16 protein-coding genes are annotated in these 18,057 nt (G+C 37.7%); 10 read left to right on the top strand and 6 right to left on the bottom strand.

Annotation, left to right across the window (positions count from 1 at the left end):
- Positions 1-121: 121 nt before the first annotated feature.
- Both ACHZAX_RS13055 and ACHZAX_RS13060 read left to right on the top strand, forming a co-directional pair.
- The gene (locus tag ACHZAX_RS13055; protein WP_101311104.1) at positions 122-835 is read left to right on the top strand and encodes a cell division ATP-binding protein FtsE; all 714 of its coding nucleotides are present in this window, start codon (positions 122-124) and stop codon (positions 833-835) included.
- A gap of 58 nt (positions 836-893) precedes the next feature.
- A complete protein-coding gene (locus ACHZAX_RS13060) occupies positions 894-1,574 on the top strand; it encodes a rhomboid family intramembrane serine protease (RefSeq protein WP_320019431.1) in 681 nt (226 codons plus the stop codon).
- 726 nt (positions 1,575-2,300) lie between these two features.
- On the opposite strand, the gene ACHZAX_RS13065 is transcribed toward ACHZAX_RS13060, so the two are convergent.
- Both ACHZAX_RS13065 and ACHZAX_RS13070 read right to left on the bottom strand, forming a co-directional pair.
- Complete coding sequence (locus tag ACHZAX_RS13065; protein WP_320019432.1) at positions 2,301-3,101, bottom strand: M48 family metallopeptidase; 801 nt, start codon at positions 3,099-3,101, stop codon at positions 2,301-2,303.
- Between the two features lie 217 nt (positions 3,102-3,318).
- Positions 3,319-5,442, bottom strand: coding sequence for a thioredoxin domain-containing protein (locus ACHZAX_RS13070; protein WP_320019433.1), 2,124 nt, complete (start codon positions 5,440-5,442; stop codon positions 3,319-3,321).
- A 918-nt stretch (positions 5,443-6,360) separates the two neighbouring features.
- Between ACHZAX_RS13070 and ACHZAX_RS13075 the strand changes: the two genes are divergently transcribed.
- From ACHZAX_RS13075 to ACHZAX_RS13090, 4 genes are all read left to right on the top strand, one after another.
- On the top strand, positions 6,361-6,789 hold the full coding sequence (locus tag ACHZAX_RS13075) for a nucleotidyltransferase substrate binding protein (RefSeq protein WP_101311079.1): 429 nt from the start codon (positions 6,361-6,363) through the stop codon (positions 6,787-6,789).
- Positions 6,782-7,087 (top strand): nucleotidyltransferase family protein, encoded by a 306-nt coding sequence (locus ACHZAX_RS13080; protein ID WP_101311080.1) that lies wholly within the window; start codon positions 6,782-6,784, stop codon positions 7,085-7,087. The genes ACHZAX_RS13075 and ACHZAX_RS13080 overlap by 8 nt, the downstream gene beginning before the upstream one ends.
- A 171-nt stretch (positions 7,088-7,258) precedes the next feature.
- The gene (locus tag ACHZAX_RS13085) at positions 7,259-8,128 is read left to right on the top strand and encodes a hypothetical protein (protein WP_218973153.1); all 870 of its coding nucleotides are present in this window, start codon (positions 7,259-7,261) and stop codon (positions 8,126-8,128) included.
- A 101-nt stretch (positions 8,129-8,229) separates the two neighbouring features.
- Positions 8,230-8,496 (top strand): transporter suffix domain-containing protein, encoded by a 267-nt coding sequence (locus tag ACHZAX_RS13090; protein ID WP_180327372.1) that lies wholly within the window; start codon positions 8,230-8,232, stop codon positions 8,494-8,496.
- Between the two features lie 137 nt (positions 8,497-8,633).
- Here the strand turns inward: ACHZAX_RS13090 and hutG are convergent, their stop codons facing one another.
- From hutG to hutH, 3 genes are all read right to left on the bottom strand, one after another.
- On the bottom strand, positions 8,634-9,653 hold the full coding sequence (gene hutG / locus ACHZAX_RS13095) for a formimidoylglutamase (RefSeq protein ID WP_218973154.1): 1,020 nt from the start codon (positions 9,651-9,653) through the stop codon (positions 8,634-8,636).
- A 74-nt stretch (positions 9,654-9,727) separates the two neighbouring features.
- A complete protein-coding gene (locus ACHZAX_RS13100; protein ID WP_101311082.1) occupies positions 9,728-11,725 on the bottom strand; it encodes a urocanate hydratase in 1,998 nt (665 codons plus the stop codon).
- A gap of 13 nt (positions 11,726-11,738) precedes the next feature.
- Positions 11,739-13,229 carry a histidine ammonia-lyase gene (gene hutH, locus ACHZAX_RS13105; RefSeq protein WP_101311083.1) on the bottom strand — a complete coding sequence of 497 codons (1,491 nt, stop codon included), beginning with the start codon at positions 13,227-13,229 and terminating at the stop codon, positions 11,739-11,741.
- 84 nt (positions 13,230-13,313) lie between these two features.
- On the opposite strand from hutH, the gene ACHZAX_RS13110 reads away from it, so the two are divergent.
- Positions 13,314-14,213, top strand: coding sequence for a LysR substrate-binding domain-containing protein (locus ACHZAX_RS13110; RefSeq protein WP_101311084.1), 900 nt, complete (start codon positions 13,314-13,316; stop codon positions 14,211-14,213).
- 262 nt (positions 14,214-14,475) lie between these two features.
- Positions 14,476-14,925, top strand: coding sequence for a KTSC domain-containing protein (locus ACHZAX_RS13115; protein ID WP_320019434.1), 450 nt, complete (start codon positions 14,476-14,478; stop codon positions 14,923-14,925).
- Positions 14,926-14,997: 72 nt separating this feature from the next.
- On the opposite strand, the gene ACHZAX_RS13120 is transcribed toward ACHZAX_RS13115, so the two are convergent.
- Positions 14,998-15,591 (bottom strand): 2OG-Fe(II) oxygenase, encoded by a 594-nt coding sequence (locus ACHZAX_RS13120; RefSeq protein WP_320019435.1) that lies wholly within the window; start codon positions 15,589-15,591, stop codon positions 14,998-15,000.
- Between the two features lie 159 nt (positions 15,592-15,750).
- On the opposite strand from ACHZAX_RS13120, the gene ACHZAX_RS13125 reads away from it, so the two are divergent.
- Together ACHZAX_RS13125 and bamA are read left to right on the top strand one after the other, a co-directional pair.
- The gene (locus ACHZAX_RS13125; RefSeq protein WP_320019436.1) at positions 15,751-16,116 is read left to right on the top strand and encodes a cupin domain-containing protein; all 366 of its coding nucleotides are present in this window, start codon (positions 15,751-15,753) and stop codon (positions 16,114-16,116) included.
- A 117-nt stretch (positions 16,117-16,233) separates the two neighbouring features.
- Positions 16,234-18,054 carry an outer membrane protein assembly factor BamA gene (gene bamA, locus ACHZAX_RS13130; RefSeq protein ID WP_320019437.1) on the top strand — a complete coding sequence of 607 codons (1,821 nt, stop codon included), beginning with the start codon at positions 16,234-16,236 and terminating at the stop codon, positions 18,052-18,054.
- The last annotated feature ends 3 nt before the right edge of the window (positions 18,055-18,057 follow it).

An 18,057-nucleotide genomic window follows, 5' to 3' on the forward strand; every position in this document is an offset into this window, starting at 1 on the left:
GAAAGAAAGAAAAATTGCACTCTGTTTTGATAAAGAAAAGAGCAATAAAAAACCTTCTGCCGAAATAATTTTTTAGATTTGTATGTCAGCATACAATTTGAATCCTAAAAAAACGAAATACATGACCGAATCTCCTATCATTGAACTTAAAAATGCAGTTATCCGCCAGGCAGATAATATTATTTTAACAGACGTTAGTTTGGAAATTGAAAAAGGAGAATTTGTTTACATCATAGGAAAAGTGGGCAGTGGCAAAACCAGTTTAATGAAAACTTTATACGCCGATCTGCCAATAAAAGAAGGAGGCGGTTCGGTTGCCGGATTTTATCTTCCTATCATCAAAACAAAACAAGTTCCTTTTTTAAGACGAAAAATTGGTATCGTATTTCAGGATTTTCAATTGCTGACCGATCGGAATGTTCATTCTAATCTGGAATTTGTTTTAAAGGCTACCGGCTGGAAAAACAAAAAAGAGATTGACCATAGAATAGAGGAAGTGCTGAGCAAAGTAAAAATGGATAAGAAAGGATATAAAATGCCGCATGAACTATCGGGAGGAGAACAGCAGCGAATCGTTATTGCCCGCGCCTTACTCAACTCTCCGGATATTATTTTAGCCGATGAGCCAACTGGTAATCTTGACCCCGAAACATCGGATGAATTGGCTGAATTGCTTATGGATATCAGTAAAAACGGGCGGACTATTGTGATGGCAACACATCAGCACGATTTGCTGAAGAAATTCCCTGCCCGTACTCTTGAGTGCAAAGACGGAAAAGTGATTGAGATATCAAATCCTAAAACCGATGAAGAAATAGAGATTGAATTGGATTAGCACATCAGAAAACACCCTAAATCCCTAAAGGGGCTTCACTACTTATAAGTACGGAATTTTGCGAGAAACCAGAACATACCATAAGGATTTTGAGAAATTGAAGCTAAAGCACAGTTTGATTTTTCCGCTCGCTTTTGTTTTTTTGATTTGGGCTGTTAAAATATTTGAATGGGGACTTGGCCTGGATTTGTATTATCTGGGGATTTTCCCTTTGCACGCCAAAGGTTTATTGGGGATTCTCACCAGTCCGTTAATTCATAAGGATTTTAGTCATTTAATGGCCAACACAATTCCCTTTTTTGTATTAAGTTGGGGTATCTTCTATTTCTATCGTCCGCTTTCGTACCAGATATTCATACTGTGTTATCTTACAACAAACATTCTGGTTTGGCTTGGCGCACGCGAAGCCTATCATATTGGTGCCAGCGGATTGGTTTACGCTTTTGCATCTTTCCTGTTTTTTAGCGGAATTATCCGCAATCACTATCGTTTAATTGCTATCTCTTTTATTGTGGCTTTTCTGTACGGCAGCTTATTTTGGGGCGTGTTCCCAATTTTAACTGATGTTTCGTGGGAAGGTCATTTGTTTGGTGGTTTCTCTGGAATGATTTACGCCTTGGCTTATCGAAATAAAGGACCGAAAAAGCCTGCAATTATTATTCCCGAAGATGATGATTCGATTCCTGAGGAAATCTGGAATTCGGAGGATTTTGAAGATAAGGAAGTGTTGAGGAAATGAGCAGTTAGCAGTTAGCAGTTAGCAGTTAGCAGTTAGCAGTTAGCGAAAAATAAGGAAAAAGGCTGAAGTTTGAAGGTTGAAGGTTAAAGGTTAAAGGTTAAAGGTTAAATAAATTAAACTTTTCGAAATTGAGACAATCAATACCTTTCATTTATAGAAAAACATTTCAACAAAAAAATGAGTGAAGAGTTCCTAAATATCTCCTTTCTTTACTACTAAAAACCTCACCCTATTCCTCTCCTTTAATGACTACTCTTTATACAAATATTTGCTTTCTCAGGCAATAGTTTGATTATAAACCTAAGCACTCCTCTGTTCTTCGAACATCTCCCCTTAAAATGGGAGAATCGTTCACAAACAGAATCTTCCCTTCTTGAGGCTACCATAACGCAGTGAAGATTGTGGACGCAATTTGGAATAATATTGTGAACAAAGTGCCGATCCCGACACGTCGGGAAAAGGGTGTTAATTCCTGATATTATCATTTTTATACTTCTTGTTGGTTGAAAAAAATCAAGAGCAACAAGATGTGTATAAAGAGTAACTTTAAGGAGATGAGAACATGGCTTCGAAAACCTCCGCAATATTCTAAGGAATTGAATAAAAAAAACGTTTACAGGTCTTCGACTCTGGCAGGTTTTTAATTGTATTTTTCTTACTATAAAAACAAATGGCATCCTCACTTGTTGTGAGAACGCCATAAATTTTATATTCTACGGATTATTATTATTTCTTGTAGTACTTCATTGCCTCCGGCAAGTAAGCCTGAAGATCTTTAACACGGGTTGCATCGGCGGGATGAGTAGATAGAAATTCCGGTGGTTTTTGGCCTCCGCTCTCTCCCATTCGTTTCCAAAAATCGATTGCTTCAGCAGGATTGTATCCGGCCATAGCCATAAAAATCAGACCCATTTTATCTGCTTCGGTTTCGTGAGAACGCGAGAAGGGAAGCATGACCCCAACATTAGCACCAACACCAAAGGCAGTCATCCAAATTTGTTGTGTTTCGGCAGGCTTTTCGTTTAAAGCCATTGATAATCCTGTACCTAAAGCCTGAATTCCCATTTGCTGACTCATGCGCTCGTTACCATGGCGTGCAATGGCATGTGCAATTTCGTGTCCCATAACAACAGCCATACCGGTTTCGGTTTGTGTGTAAGGTAAAATTCCTGTGTAAAAAACCACTTTTCCGCCAGGCATACACCATGCATTTGGAGTTTCATCATCAACCAGATTGAACTCCCAAACAAAATTTGCAATGCGGTCGCTCATGCCGTTATCATTCATGAATTTTTCCACTGCGGCCGAAATTCGGGCACCGCAGGCTTTTACCATTGCCGATTGCTCTTTGTTATCGGAAAGTTTACTTTCCTTTAAAAAGGCATCGTATTGAGTTAAACTGGTAGCAATCATTTCTGTTTCGGAAAACAGATTCATTTGTTTTCTTCCGGTAATGGGCACAGTTGCACATGCAATTGCAAACAACAAAAAACCCGAAAGCAAAATGGTACGCCTGTTTTTCTTCATCATTTTCTTATTTTGATTTTAATAATTGGTTCTTCAAAAATTTATTTCTAAATAAACTCAACCCTTACATGTCTTCGACGCTGTCAGGTTTCAATTAAATTAATTTGTGCGACGGTTCATGTCCATTATTCTATTCTCAGGGCGCTGTCCTGAGCTGAAATAGTAAAGCCCTTCAGGCTTACAAAATAATCACTCTACACTATTTACTGTTTACTGATCACTGTTTCCCGTTCTCTGCCTCCAGTTGTTTCAGCAGATCACCGACCTTCGTAACAGGCAGTTTGCAGGTATTATTTTTACAAAGATAGAAAGTTGTTTGCCCATTTACATATCTATTTTGCAGCAAAGGCAAACTGCTTTCGGTTTTGCTCCCTGAAATCAAGACATTGGGTAAAAATAATTCTTCAATTTTCCGTTTCTGAACTATGGCATCTTCTCCTGCAACAACAATTTCGATGAGTGGATTTGCCAACCAAAAATACAACTGTCCCCAATTGGAATGATAGGTGAGTGACTTTTCGAGACGTGGTTTCACGTTGGCCAGCATCTGCTCCGAACGCTCTATGTATCTGCCTTTATCCAAATAAGTTCCCACAACAAACAAGCTTTTGGCAATGGATGAGTTCGATGATGGAATTACATTATCAAGCAATTCCATTTTACGGGCTATTAAGCTCGGATCCTCATCGGATGTATAGAAAAACATGCCAGATTGTTCATCAGAAAAATGAAGCAGAACATGTTCGAGTAAATCATTGGCCCTGCTCAGCCATTTCTCGTTAAAAGTTGCCTGATAAAGTGCAGTAAAAGCCTCGATAGTGAAACTGTAATCGTCTAAAAATCCGTTTATTTTCGAATTCCCGTCTTTGTAATTACGATGCAAATGCGCTTTTCCTTTCCAAAGGTATTTTTGAATGAACTCAGCATTTTTAATGGCTCTGTTCAAATATTTTTCATCACCCAAAGCCTTGTAAGCATCTACGTATCCTTTCAGCATGAGTGCATTCCAGCTGGTTAACGATTTATCGTCCAAACCAGGGCGGATCCTGTCCTTTCTTCTCTCCAAAAGAGCTCTTCTCCCCTTCTCCAAAACTTCGTCCAGTTTCTTTACGGATATTTCATACTTATCGGCCAATGCTTTTTTATCAGTCTGTATCATCAGTATGTTTCCTTCCTCCCAATTGGCCCGGTCGGTAATGCCGTAATACTCACAAAACAGGTCGGAGTCTTCTTGTAAAAACTGATCGACCTCCGATTTTTCCCACACATAAAATTTCCCTTCCACCCCTTCGCTGTCGGCATCGAGCGAGGAATAAAAACCACCTTCGGGCAAACTTAATTCCCTATCGGTAAACTCCAAAGTTTGTTCAATTACCTGTTTGTATTCAGGAATTTTAGTGAGCTGATAGGCTTCGGCATACAAACTAACCAACTGCCCGTTGTCGTAAAGCATTTTTTCGAAGTGCGGCACTTTCCAAATGGCATCGACCGAATATCGGGCAAAACCTCCGCCCACCTGATCGTAAATACCGCCCATGGCCATTTTATCGAGCGTAAGCGTTACATGATTAAGCGCCGGCTGATTTTTTGTGAAATAGTAATAGCGCAATAAAAACTGAAGTGAATTGGGCAATGGGAATTTTGGCGCCCAATTGTTTCCCCCTTCGCGGGAATCGAATTCGGATTCCCATTGGCGAAAGGCTTTTTCTAAATCTGCGGCAGCGAACCGGGATACTTCTGCTTTTACTGCAATTATTTCGTTTTCACGGATTCCACCCGCCAACTGACCGGCCACCTTCTTTACTTTATCCTGTTCATTGATCCATGCATTATGAATTCCTTTCAGCACATTCATCCAATTACCGGCAGGAAAGTAAGTGCCTCCAAAAAACGGTTTCCCATCGGGCATAGCAAAACAGTTCAAAGGCCAGCCACCGCTACCGGTCATCATTTGCACGGCATCCATATATATCTGATCGATATCGGGCCGCTCCTCGCGATCGACTTTTATGCAAACAAAAAATTCGTTCATCAGCTTGGCAACCTCCTCGCTCTCGAAACTCTCGCGCTCCATTACATGACACCAATGACAGGCGGCATAACCAATGCTCACCAAAATTGGTTTGTTCTCGTTTTTGGCTTTGGTCAAAGCCTCTGCTCCCCACGGGTACCAATTAACAGGGTTGTGTGCATGCTGCAGTAAATAAGGACTATTCTCCTTAATTAAATGATTTGTATGTGTGTGATTCATTGTTTGATCGTGATTTTGAGAATTAGCCGGACTTACTTTTACAAGCACAAGCGATAAAAGCAGCACTACCCGTATCCATTTAATCCTCATCGTTTCCCTTGTTTTTAAAGTAAACTAAAGATATAAAATTATTTTTAATCATTTTAAATAAGAACACGATAAACAGATTGCAGCCAACAAATAAAATCGTATCAATAGTGATAAAGCATGAAAAATTGAGTTTTGACACAATGTACTAAGTACAAAGCCTGAAAACTTCAGTTTTGACATAATGTACTGAGTACAAAGCCTGAAAACTTCAGTTTTGACACAATGTACTGATTACAAAGCCTAAGAACTTTAGTTTTGACACAATGTACTGAGTACAAAACTTGAAAACTTGAGTTTTTGTCCGATGTACTCAGTACAAAGCAAAAAATGATAGTTGGAAAACTCAATAAATACAAAAACAAATCAGTCTTTGGAATATTTCAATTTCAGTGGGCTAAAGCCAAGCTGCAATAGATAAAAAACACAAAGCATTTACTAATGCAAGTAGAAAATCAGAGTGTTTATCACTCTTGTTTTCAAGCAACTGATAATGGAAAATTAATGACTGAAGGAGTGAAATGAAACTACTGCAAAAACATCTATTGCTGTTGCTTTTAAGCAACTGATATTATGCAATTAATAAACAGGCTTTAGCCACATAAAATAAACAATATCGGTTCGTGGCTGCTTTTAATAATGCGAAGTTGCTAAAACAGTACAAAGCAAATAGAAAGTCCTCAACTGCTTACTGAAAAAACAAATCAAGTAAACGCCCATAGTTCCGGCAGCATTTTCCAATTCTGTTTTGTCCTTTATTTAGAACTATTCTCAGAATCTAAAATCAGTCTTTTAAAATACTATTTTGTTAATTTTAAAAGCCGAAAGGATAAAACACTTTTGCGTTTGGGGCAAGGCAACTCGCGATTTCAATAAAATTATATCTTTACATTCTAAACCATAACAATAAAATAAATATATATGAGCAAAGATATACGTTGGCAGCAACGGTTTATAAATTTTAGTAAAGCATTCAATCAGTTATCAAAGTTTATAAAGCATGAAGAACTGAATGAAATGGAGGAACAAGGACTAATAAAAGCTTTTGAATATACATATGAGTTAAGTTGGAAAACGCTGCAAGATTTATTGAGAGATAAAGGATATAGCCAAATTGCCGGACCAAAACCTGTAATTGAACAAAGCTTTCAAGATGGATATATTACCAATGGAAAAGGTTGGATGAGAATGCATCAGGGTCGAAATTTGGCAAGTCATACATATGATGAAGAAACAGCAATTGAAATAATCAAAGGGATAAGAAATGAATTCTTTTTTCTTTTACAGGATTTGATGATTCGATTGGAAGAAGAAAAATCAAATTCTCAAAATTCCTTATTTGATGAATAAAAATTTAAATGTTGGATTAAGCAGTTGTGACTTAGAGAGCATTGTTAAGATTATTAAACAATGCTCTAAAGTTAATGAAGTAATATTATTTGGTTCAAGAGCTAAAGGAACTTTTTCTAATGGTTCTGATATTGATATTGCATTAAAAGGCGAAAATATTTTACTTAATGATGTGCTTGATTTATCAATTGAGCTGGAAGGATTAAATCTTCCATACAAGTTTGATTTAATTATATTTAACCGCATAAAAGAGAAAGCATTAATTGAGCATATTTCAAGAGTGGGAATCTCGTTATAATGGAAATGCCCCCGCTACCGCACAATTTTATTGTGTGATAAGTAATAAAAAGAATAAGTTTTTCCATTTTATGCATCCTTAAAACCGCTATGTTTAAAACTAAATTGAGCAGTTTAATGAGTTTTTAGACAGACTAAAGTTGACATTCATTATAAAAAACTCGTAATCAAATTGAAAATAGATAGAACAGATAAATTCACGACAACCTCCGTAATCGGGCTTACAAAAGTTACGGATTCCTCTCATTATAAATTTAATGTCGCCAAAATAGTTACTTATCTAAAAAAATACAGCGAGGACTTACCAAACTTGTATGTTTGGAATGTAAATATTGAAAAATTAGTCGGGCTAAAAGTATTGACAGAAAAAGAGCGAGACAAACTCAGTGAGATTAAACCTTATGAAAAGGAAATAATTCTCAAAGATAGAATACGAAAGAAGTTAAACGAATTCTATCATAATCAAAAAAACGAATTTGATAATCTGTGCTTATGGATTATTAAGGATTGGGGTGGAATAACGGGCGCAAAAGATGAAAATACTATAGAATTAATTAAACAGTTTTTAAACCAAAACGAACCCATATTTAATAGAATTGCAAGTGCTTCAAAAGTCGGTGCTTATATGTTTCCTGAGAAATATACAATATATGATTCAAGAGTTACCTATTCATTAAATTGGATAATCTTATCGGAAAATGCTGGAGAAAAGTTTTTCCCAATTCCTGAAGGAAGAAATTCTAAAATGTCTGCGTTTGATATGAACGTATTAATTAGACTAAGAAACATTCAGAAATATAAACCAATTAATACTGAGGAATTAACAAAAAGACTTTACATCAACAATAAAGATAAGAGTTACTTTATTCCAACTAAAAAAGCTTATTCCGAACTGAATAAATTGATTAAAGACATTAGTAGTGATCTTTGGGAAGGCGAAAAATCTAAAATGCTTTATTACACAGAAATGCTTTTGTTTTCTATTGCAGACAAAGAAATTTTCAATGATATTACTAGTAAATTAACATTGAGTATAAAATAACGAAATGCTAACAAAAGCTAAATTTTCATGGGCGGTGATGAAAAGTTTAAATGCATAGCACTATTAATCCCGGCAAGTCAGGATCAGCAAACATCAGCAATATGAAAAAAAAGAACTGGGTAATCAGAGTCGGAATATTTTTGATTATTTTCTGTATTCCATTTTTTCTATTGATAGCTATAATTCCATTTCTCGAAATGGAAGCTAAAACCAAAATTACACTCTCCACCATATCTCTGGTTATTGGCGAAGTGCTGTTTTGGCTTGGAGGAATAATGGTGGGGAAAGAGCTTTTCAGCAAATACAAAACCTACCTAAACCCTAAAAACTGGTTTAAAAAAGCAGCTAAAAATCAGGAATCAGAATGATATTTCGATGGCAGTCGTAAAAACTCTATTCCCTCCATTTTATACCAATTCGTATTTTTCTCCCGATAAATCGGGAGAATCACTGAGTTTTAAATATCGGTATAATAACTGTGTGTAAATTTTTATCTAAAATGATATTAGATAGGAGATTCATAATTCAACACCACAAAATCGACAATTTTGGCTGCCAGACTCGCCGTATGCATGTCCCTGTCGAGCGATGGATTTAACTCTGCAATATCAAAAGCAATTACCTTTTTCGTTGCAAACAAGAAACTCAGCAGTTTAAATACAAAATAGGGCGTAAAACCCAATGGCGACGGCGCACTTACGCCAGGTGCATAAGCCGACGAAAAGCCATCCATATCGATGGTAATGTACAGATAATCGTTATTGGCAATAATGGGTGTCAGTTTGTTTTTAAGGCTTTCCATTTCCATTGCCGATGATTCACAATCGTAATTAATAGAATAGTTGATGTGCTCTCTTTTTGCAATATCAAACAATTCTTTGGTGTTGGATTGCTGCTGAATACCAATGGCATAATAATCTACCAGATCACCCTTTTCGTGGCATTCCGAAATAATCTGATTGAAAGGAGTTCCGGAATTTCCTCTCCCCTCTACCGGGCGAAGATCAAAATGCGCATCGAAATTAATAATGCCCACTTTTCGTTTTTGGGTCTCCTTAACGGCATCGCGTATTCCCATAAAATGTGCGTAAGACATATCGTGTCCGCCACCAATGCCAATCGGAAATATTTTCTGCTTAATTAAGTCGGAGATTGCATAGGAAAAAAGTGCCTGACAAGCTTCCATATCATCATCGTTGCAAACAATATTGCCGGCATCAATCACACGTTTGGACTCGAAGTGGATCGGCAGTTTTGCCAATCGGTCGCGAATCGCCTTAGGTCCTTCGTGCGCTCCCATTCTTCCGCGGTTACGTCGTACTCCCTCATCGCACACATAACCCAAAATGGCAATATCGATCTTTGAATCATCAGACTGCTGATTCAATTCATCCCAGTTTACAAATTCAATTTGCTGGTGCCAATACTGCTTCCCCATGTCTGGATTTGATTTTCGTCCTTCCCAATAACCTTTTTCAGCAGGTCTGTATTCAGCATTTATCGATTCATTATCTCTTCTCTCCACAACTACAAATTCGTATATATGAAATTGGTTCAGGAAATACCTGAACCAATTCTATTTTTATCTAAAAACGATTTTTAAAAAAGATCAGTCAGCAGGTTGTCATCTACCAGATTGGGAACGGTTACCTTTAAATCTGGTGTGCGTTCCATTTCCCTTTTAATGGCAAACATCGCTTCCTTATTTCTTGCCCAGCTGCGTCGGGCAATCCCGTTGTTTACATCGTAAAACAACATATTTTTTAAGCGTGCATCAGCTTCCCTGGTTCCGTCAAGCAACATTCCGAATCCACCATTGGTAACCTCTCCCCAGCCTACGCCGCCGCCATTGTGAATCGACACCCAGGTTGCACCTCTAAAGCTGTCACCAATCACATTCTGAATGGCCATATCGGCAGTAAACTTACTGCCGTCGTAAATATTTGAAGTTTCGCGGTAAGGCGAATCTGTTCCACTCACATCATGATGATCGCGCCCCAAAACAACCGGTCCTATTTTTCCTGCTGCAATGGCATTATTAAACGCTTCAGCAATCTTAGCACGTCCTTCGGCATCGGCATATAAAATACGGGCCTGCGAACCAACTACCATTTTGTTCTTCTTGGCATCCTTAATCCAGGTAATGTTATCCTGCATCTGCAATTGAATTTCTTCCGGAGAACTTTCCATGATTTCCTGCAATACATTCATTGCAATCTCGTCGGTCTGATCCAGATCTTCAGCTCTTCCCGAAGCACAAACCCAACGGAAAGGTCCAAATCCATAATCGAAACACATTGGGCCTAAAATATCCTGAACGTATGATTTGTATTTAAAATCAATCCCGTTTTCGGCCATGATATCCGCGCCGGCGCGGGAAGCTTCCAGCAAAAAGGCATTCCCGTAATCGAAGAAATAAGTTCCCTTTGCCGTATGATTGTTAATAGAAGCAGCATGGCGGCGTAAAGTTGCCTGTACTTTTTCCTTGAACAGCTCCGGCTCTTCACGAATCAATCTGTTCGATTCCTCATACGAAGTATCCACAGGATAATATCCTCCAGTCCAGGGAATGTGCAATGATGTTTGATCGGAACCAATGTGAATGAAGATATTCTCCTCATCGAAACGCTCCCAAACATCCACTACATTACCAATAAATGCAATGGAAACCACCTCGTTGGTTTCTTGTGCTTTTCTTACACGGGCAACCAATTCGTCCATCGAATCAATCAAAACATCAACCCAGCCCTGCTCATGACGTTTTTTGGCTGCTTTGGGATTCACTTCGGCCGCTACGGTAATACAACCGGCAATATTTCCGGCTTTTGGCTGTGCTCCGCTCATTCCACCTAATCCGGCAGTTAAAAAAATCTTTCCTGAAGGAGTTTCTCCCTTTTTCAGGATTTTACGAAAAGCATTCATCACAGTAATGGTTGTACCATGAACAATTCCCTGCGGACCAATGTACATAAACGAACCAGCTGTCATTTGTCCGTACTGCGATACACCCAGCGCATTAAATTTTTCCCAGTCATCTGGTTTGGAGTAGTTAGGAACAACCATACCATTGGTAACCACCACTCTTGGAGCTCCTTTCGAAGAAGGAAACAATCCCATCGGGTGACCTGAATACAGATTCAAAGTCTGCTCATCTGTCATGGTCGCCAAATACTGCATGGTAAGCAGGTACTGCGCCCAATTCTGAAAAACAGCTCCGTTACCGCCGTAAGTAATCAACTCCTCGGGATGCTGAGCTACTGCAGGATTCAAATTGTTCTGCATCATCAGCATAATACCTGCTGCCTGTATCGATTTGGCAGGATATTCCTGAATCGGGCGGGCATACATTTTGTATTCAGGCTTAAACCGATACATGTAAATACGACCAAAATCCAATAATTCCTGAGCGAATTCAACAGCTAACTCTTTGTGCCAATCCTTTGGAAAATAACGCAGAGCATTACGAATTGCCAACTGCTTTTCCTCTACCGATAAAATATCTTTCCTTTTAGGAGCTCTGTTGGCATCCTTCGGATATGCTTTTTTTGCAGGTAATTCTGCTGGAATCCCTTGCAATATCTGTTCTTGAAATGTCATACTTTCGTCTTTACTATTTCACAATAAAAGCTCTGGTCTTCACAAAATCAATCATTGCATAGATATCATCTTTCAACACACGATCATCTTCCAGCTTATCCACTTTACTTCTGATAATGTTAAAATTCTTTGTCATGATATCTGAGAAATGATTAGGACTTCTAAATTCTAATGCCTGAGCGCCATACATCAACTCAATGGCAAATATTTTCTCGATATTACCTAATATCTGATTGAATTTTCGTCCCGAGATACTTCCCATCGAAACGTGATCTTCCTGTCCTAATGAAGTTGGAACACTATCTGCTGACGGAGGAAAACAAAGTGATTTGTTCTCAGTAACCAGTGCCGCGGTAGTATATTGAGGAATCATAAATCCTGAATTTAATCCACCACTTGCAGTTAACAAACGAGGCAATCCAAATTTACCTTCCAACAGCAGGTAACATCTTCTGTCAGCAATATTACCAAGCTCCGATGCCGCTATGGAACAGTAGTCCAAAGCCATCGCCAAAGGTTGTCCGTGGAAGTTACCACCCGAAATGGCTTCGGTATCACTTAATACAATTGGATTATCAGTCACCGAATTCATTTCGATTTCAGCCAGCTCATTCAAATGATACCATGCATTTCTGGATGCACCATGAACCTGAGGAATACAACGTAATGAATATGGATCCTGAACACGTTCACAATCAATATGACCCGCTAAATTTTCTGAGTTTTCCAACAGCATACGCATGCGTTCCGCCACTTTAATATTTCCTTTAAACGGACGAATTGAATGTAATTCCGGTTTGAAAGGAGCAGCACTTCCCTGAAAACCTTCCAGACTCATTGCTCCTGCAACATCTGCCAAATCAAGAAGATATTCCATTTTATACAAACCACGGATTGCATGTGCCAAAATAAACTGAGTTCCATTGATTAAACCCAAACCTTCTTTTGCTTCCAAACGAATAGCCTTCAGGCCATTCTTTGCCAATACTTCTTTGGCAGGAACAATATCTTTGCCGATCCAAAATTCACCTTCTCCTAAAAGAGGTAAAAATAAATGCGACAAAGGAGCTAAATCGCCCGAAGCACCAACAGAACCCTGTTCCGGAACAACCGGAATCAAATCATTTTCAATAAAAAATAAAATACGCTCAATCACTTCCAACCGAACACCCGAAAAACCCTGCGCCAATGCTTGTACCTTACAAATCATCATGATTTTAGATAACTCTTTACCAATAGGATTTCCAACACCTACAGCATGGGTTATCAGCAAATTCTCCTGTAATTTGCTCGTTTCTTCCGGCGAAATCTGAGTATCGCACAAAGGTCCGAAACCGGTATTTATTCCATAGTAAGCTTTATTGGACTTCGCCATTGTTTCAACCTTGGCTCTGCAAGCATTCACTTTACTGATAGCTTCTGCAGTTAATCCCGCTTTAAGCTCTCCTCGAGCAATTTGTATCGTCTTATCAACACTTAACCGATCAATTCCGTATTTAAACATAGTTCAAGTAGATTTATTTTTTATTACAAAGTTATTCGTAATTTTGATACCCAACAAGACTATTGTTGTCATCATTTAATAACTATGAGTAATCAAATAGAGTTCAGACATTACAAATATTTCCTTGCTTTAGCCGAAGATCTGCATTTTAGAAAAGCAGCAGAAAGCTTGTTTATATCGCAGCCAGGATTAAGCCGGCAGATTAAACAAATGGAAGAGATTCTTGGAATCAGCTTGTTCGAACGCCATAACCGAAAAGTAAAACTTACTATAGCCGGCCTTTACCTGCAAAAAGAGTTGACCAATAATTTTAAACGTTTGGATGAAATTATAAACCATGCTAAACTGTTACATGATGGCTTGAATGGCAATTTGAATCTCGGCTATGTTGGTTCTGCCATGCAGGATGTAATTCCGGAACTATTATTAATATTTAAGCAAACCCATCCAAATGTTCTTTTCAGTTTAAAAGAAATGGACAACAACAAACAAATCCAGGCACTGCTTAATCATGAAATTGATGTCGGTTTTGTGAGAATGGAACGAGTGCCCAGAGGATTAAGCATTCAATCTGTTTTTGAAGATACATTTTCCTTAGTTCTTCCTAAAGATCATCCAATTAACGAATCGAACTTCACGAATTTGTCTCAATTTAAAAATGATTCGTTCATCTTTTTTGATGCTTCGTACAGTGAATCGTATTTTGAAAAAGTAATGCAAATTTTCGATGAAAGTGGTTTTGCACCATTGATTTCGCACAACACGGTTAATGCCAGCTCGATATACCGGCTGGTAGAAAATAAATTTGGTGTTTCAATTGTACCCACTTCTCTGAAATTGGGCTACGACATGGGAATTAAATTTATCGAATTGAATAAAATACCTCAGAGAACAACCTTGCGGGCTGTCTGGAACAATAAAAATACCAATCCAATATTAAATGACTTTCGTACCATGATTGATAGCAAAATGGCAAACAGGTAAATTCATCCAGACTAAGAACATTTACTCTTTGGTTAAAATTCGTCGTTTCAGAATTTGACTTACGTGAATAACGAAGTGAATATATCTTCTCTTAAAATTTCACGAACTCAGGAATAAATATAATAAATAAAAAAAGGGAAGCTACTTCGCAATCAGAACATTAAAATATGTACTTTTGCGACTGTTTTGCGAAAAAGCAAGAAGAAGTGTCCTTAAAAAAACACTTTAAATATATCAATTAAGAATTTTAGAAAGAGCCTGTATGAAGCGAGTTAATGCGTACAAAAAATTATTTAATGTTGATCAGGATACTGATCTTAAGAAATTGAAATCAACTTATCGAAATTTGGTTAAAGAGTGGCATCCTGATAAATTTCAATCTGATGATGAAAAATTTGCTGAAGCAGAAATCAAAAGCCGCGAGATTATTGATGCTTATCACTTTTTGGTGAGTATTGCTCCAGAGACAATTGCCGCAAATCTGGAAGAATATACTTCAACAACTACCGAATCGGGCATTGCTGATTACAAACACAAAGGCTTGTTGCTTGAAATCTCTTTCACCGATGGAACTACTTATGAATATTTTGGCGTTCCAAAAAACGTATTCAATAAATTCATCAATTCAGATAAGCAGTATCGCTTTGCCAAAAGAAGCATTTTCAACTCTTACCTGTACCGAAAATCTAAAAAGGACGCCATAGCAGCCTAAAGAATATATGATCAATAAAAAACCCAAGCTCAAAAAGCCTGGGTTTTTTATTTTTCAATCCTCCAAAACCAATCAATTGGTTTTTAACCATCCGGTAATGCTTAAGCGTGGCTGATTACTGAGCAAAACTTCATGCTCGAGTTCACTGCTCTTAAAAAACACACATTTGCCGTTAAGCGGAGAAATACACTGATTGTGATCCGAATGGTAAATGCACAATTCGCCGCCATCACCCGGCTTCCAATCCGGATTTAAGTACATGATCATAGTGAAAGCTCTTCCCTTATTATTCACAAACTGATCGAGATGCTTTTTATAGAAAGTTCCCTTTTCATAAAGAGCATAATGAAATTCATATCCGGTAATGCCTGAATAGCAAGTCTGATTTAAATAGGCAACAAAACGATCCATCAAATTAAAAAAACAGTCCTCGTGTTCATCATGATGTTTGCGATCGAGCCAATGTATTTTATCGCTGCGAATTAATTGATTGTGAACTAAATCAGTATTATTCCCAATCCCGGCAGGCAGCATCTGCTTTTGCGACAACAATCTTAACAAATTGCCTTTAAGCTGAGAGGCCAGAGTTTCACTCAGGAAATTATCTGTCAGGCCAACATTAGTTTCTAAATAAGTGCTGACCAAATCATCGAATGCTGTATTCAATTGAATCAATTAATGTGTATGCGAAACGAATCCGCTGAACTGCAAGGTAGACTATTAAATTGAAACATGATTCAATATTCCAACAATTAAATAAGGAAGACGATCGCATTTTTGATTACTCTATTTTAAGTGTTTATCTTTCCCAAAAAACAGCTTGGTATGAAAACAAACCTACCCGAAAACTTCAAAAAAATCAACGAATATTTCTCTCCCAAAGTGATTGGAGAGGTAAACGATTCTTACGTTAAAATTGCCAAAATAAAAGGTGACGAACTACCGTGGCACGATCATAAAAATGAAGATGAACTGTTCTATATCATTGAAGGCAGCCTTTTAATGGAAATTGAAGGCTCAGAACCGTTTACTATGAATGCCGGAGATATGTACATCATTAAGAGAGGCACTCAACATCGGGTATCCGCAAAGAAAGAATGCAAAATCATGCTGATTGAAAACAAAACTACGGCTCATACCGGAGATGTTGAATCTGCAATAACTAAAAATATCCAAGATCAGCTCAAATAGGATACTATCTTATTTAGAATCATCCCGCCAATTTAATTTGTCGCTGCAATGTCTAACTACCTAAAATTGCTTCTAAATTCTATATCTTTATTCATAAAAATAAGCTGAGTGATAAATATGGTGCATATTAGAAGAATTTTTCTGCAGATTTTAATTTTAACAGCGCTTCTGCTGAATGCATCAGCACAGGACAATGCAATAGTTAACAAAATAAGGTTTACAGGAATCGATACACTGCAAAAGGAAATTCTTCTTAAGCAGATGAATACCAAAGCCAGACCATTTACCGGGAAGTTGACTTTTTGGAAAAAAACCACCCGATTTTCCAGTTTCACATTCGATGAAGACTTACTTCAACTGAAAAAATACTATCAGAAGAATGGCTTTTTAGATGTATCAATTACATCGGATCTTCTGCCAGACAAAAGAAACAAAAAACTTGACCTTCTCATTCACATCCGGAAAGGAACTCCTATTTCCATTGGTAAAATCAACTATTCCTTAACCGGAACCGAAGCAAACATGCAAATTTTAGAGTCTGTAAAAATGATTCTTCCTCTAAAAACCGGAAACCTGTTTCAAGATGAAAAAATCATCGCTTCCGAAAATTTAATCCGTGAAAAATTCAACCGTGAAGGATTTCCTTTTGTGAAAGTGGAAAAAAGCATCCATTTAAATGAAAAACTACATACTGCAACTATTAATTTCATTGTAAACCCTGGAAACAAAAGTTATTTTGGTAAGATTAATCTGGAAGGAAATTCTGTAATCAACAAAGCATATATCCTGAAACATGTTGAACTTAGCAAAGGTGAAGTCTTTTCTCAGGTGAAAATTGAAAAGACTCAGGAAGAATTGTTCGACATGAATCTATTCCGGTACGTAACCATTCGTGCAATGATGGATAGTGTAAATCATGACTCAGTGCCAATTTCCATTCACATAAAGGAGCTGCCCCGCTGGTCCGTAAAAATTGGTGCCGGATATGGAACCGAAGACAAAATCAGGACATCCATTCTATTCAAACGATTAAATTTTTTAGGTGGAGGAAGAACTCTGTCGATTAAAGGACAGCACTCTTACTTCACTCCGCTTAGTATCGAGAGCAAATTTATACAACCCGATGTTTGGAGCAAAAATCTTGATTTCATTTTAAATCCGTTCTTCTCGCGCGAAAAAGAAGACAGTTATGAAGTAGACAGGCTGGGAACTTCGGTTACTTTTCAGAAGGAATTAACGAAAAAATCTGCCGCTTATATTTCCTATACATTTGGTAAGGATAAGGTAGATATATCGAAAAGCAAAGGCTCCTTATCGATTGAGGATGCTGACAAATTGAATCACAATAAATCAGGTGTAACATTGGGCTACAACCTAAACACCACCAACGATATTTTTTCTCCTGAAAAAGGATGGAAATATGAAGGAACAGCCACTTATATGGGAATAGGTTTCAATTCCCAATTTCATTACTATAAAATTCTGACAGAAATAGACTATTTCCACTCACTGAGGAAGAATGTTGTTTTTGCCGGAAAAATAAAAATTGGAATTATTGAACCAACCCAAGGCGATTCTCAAAGTCCTATCGAAGATCGTTTTTTAATGGGAGGAGCACTATCCTTGCGTGGCTGGGGCCGTAATCAGATCTCTCCGAAAAACGAAGAAGGAAACAAGTTGGGTGGAAACAGCATGATGGAAGCCAGTGCTGAAATAAGATTTCCATTGTACGGTATCTTTTCAGGCACAGCCTTTACGGATTTTGGAAATTCATGGTTAAACTCATGGGAATTCAAACTAAACCAGCTAAACTACAATGCTGGCTTGGGCCTACGTGTGAAAACACCTGTTGGTCCTATTCGTTTGGATGTTGCAAGCCCATTATTCGAGGGAAAATTCAGAACCCAATTCTTTATTACTATTGGGCATGCATTTTAATGT

Origin of the sequence: Labilibaculum manganireducens (assembly GCF_963665805.2) — a bacterium.
In the GTDB taxonomy this organism is placed as follows: Bacteria; Bacteroidota; Bacteroidia; order Bacteroidales; family Marinifilaceae; genus Labilibaculum; species Labilibaculum manganireducens.

Coding starts and splice junctions, on each gene's coding strand:
- ACHZAX_RS13090 (WP_180327372.1), top strand. CDS start 8,230: ATGAAAAAAAAGAACTGGGTAATCAGAGTCGGAATATTTTTGATTATT.
- ACHZAX_RS13065 (WP_320019432.1), bottom strand. CDS start 3,101: ATGAAGAAAAACAGGCGTACCATTTTGCTTTCGGGTTTTTTGTTGTTT.
- ACHZAX_RS13055 (WP_101311104.1), top strand. CDS start 122: ATGACCGAATCTCCTATCATTGAACTTAAAAATGCAGTTATCCGCCAG.
- ACHZAX_RS13100 (WP_101311082.1), bottom strand. CDS start 11,725: ATGACATTTCAAGAACAGATATTGCAAGGGATTCCAGCAGAATTACCT.
- ACHZAX_RS13075 (WP_101311079.1), top strand. CDS start 6,361: ATGAGCAAAGATATACGTTGGCAGCAACGGTTTATAAATTTTAGTAAA.
- ACHZAX_RS13080 (WP_101311080.1), top strand. CDS start 6,782: ATGAATAAAAATTTAAATGTTGGATTAAGCAGTTGTGACTTAGAGAGC.
- ACHZAX_RS13070 (WP_320019433.1), bottom strand. CDS start 5,442: ATGAGGATTAAATGGATACGGGTAGTGCTGCTTTTATCGCTTGTGCTT.
- hutH (WP_101311083.1), bottom strand. CDS start 13,229: ATGTTTAAATACGGAATTGATCGGTTAAGTGTTGATAAGACGATACAA.
- ACHZAX_RS13110 (WP_101311084.1), top strand. CDS start 13,314: ATGAGTAATCAAATAGAGTTCAGACATTACAAATATTTCCTTGCTTTA.
- ACHZAX_RS13125 (WP_320019436.1), top strand. CDS start 15,751: ATGAAAACAAACCTACCCGAAAACTTCAAAAAAATCAACGAATATTTC.
- ACHZAX_RS13115 (WP_320019434.1), top strand. CDS start 14,476: ATGAAGCGAGTTAATGCGTACAAAAAATTATTTAATGTTGATCAGGAT.
- bamA (WP_320019437.1), top strand. CDS start 16,234: ATGGTGCATATTAGAAGAATTTTTCTGCAGATTTTAATTTTAACAGCG.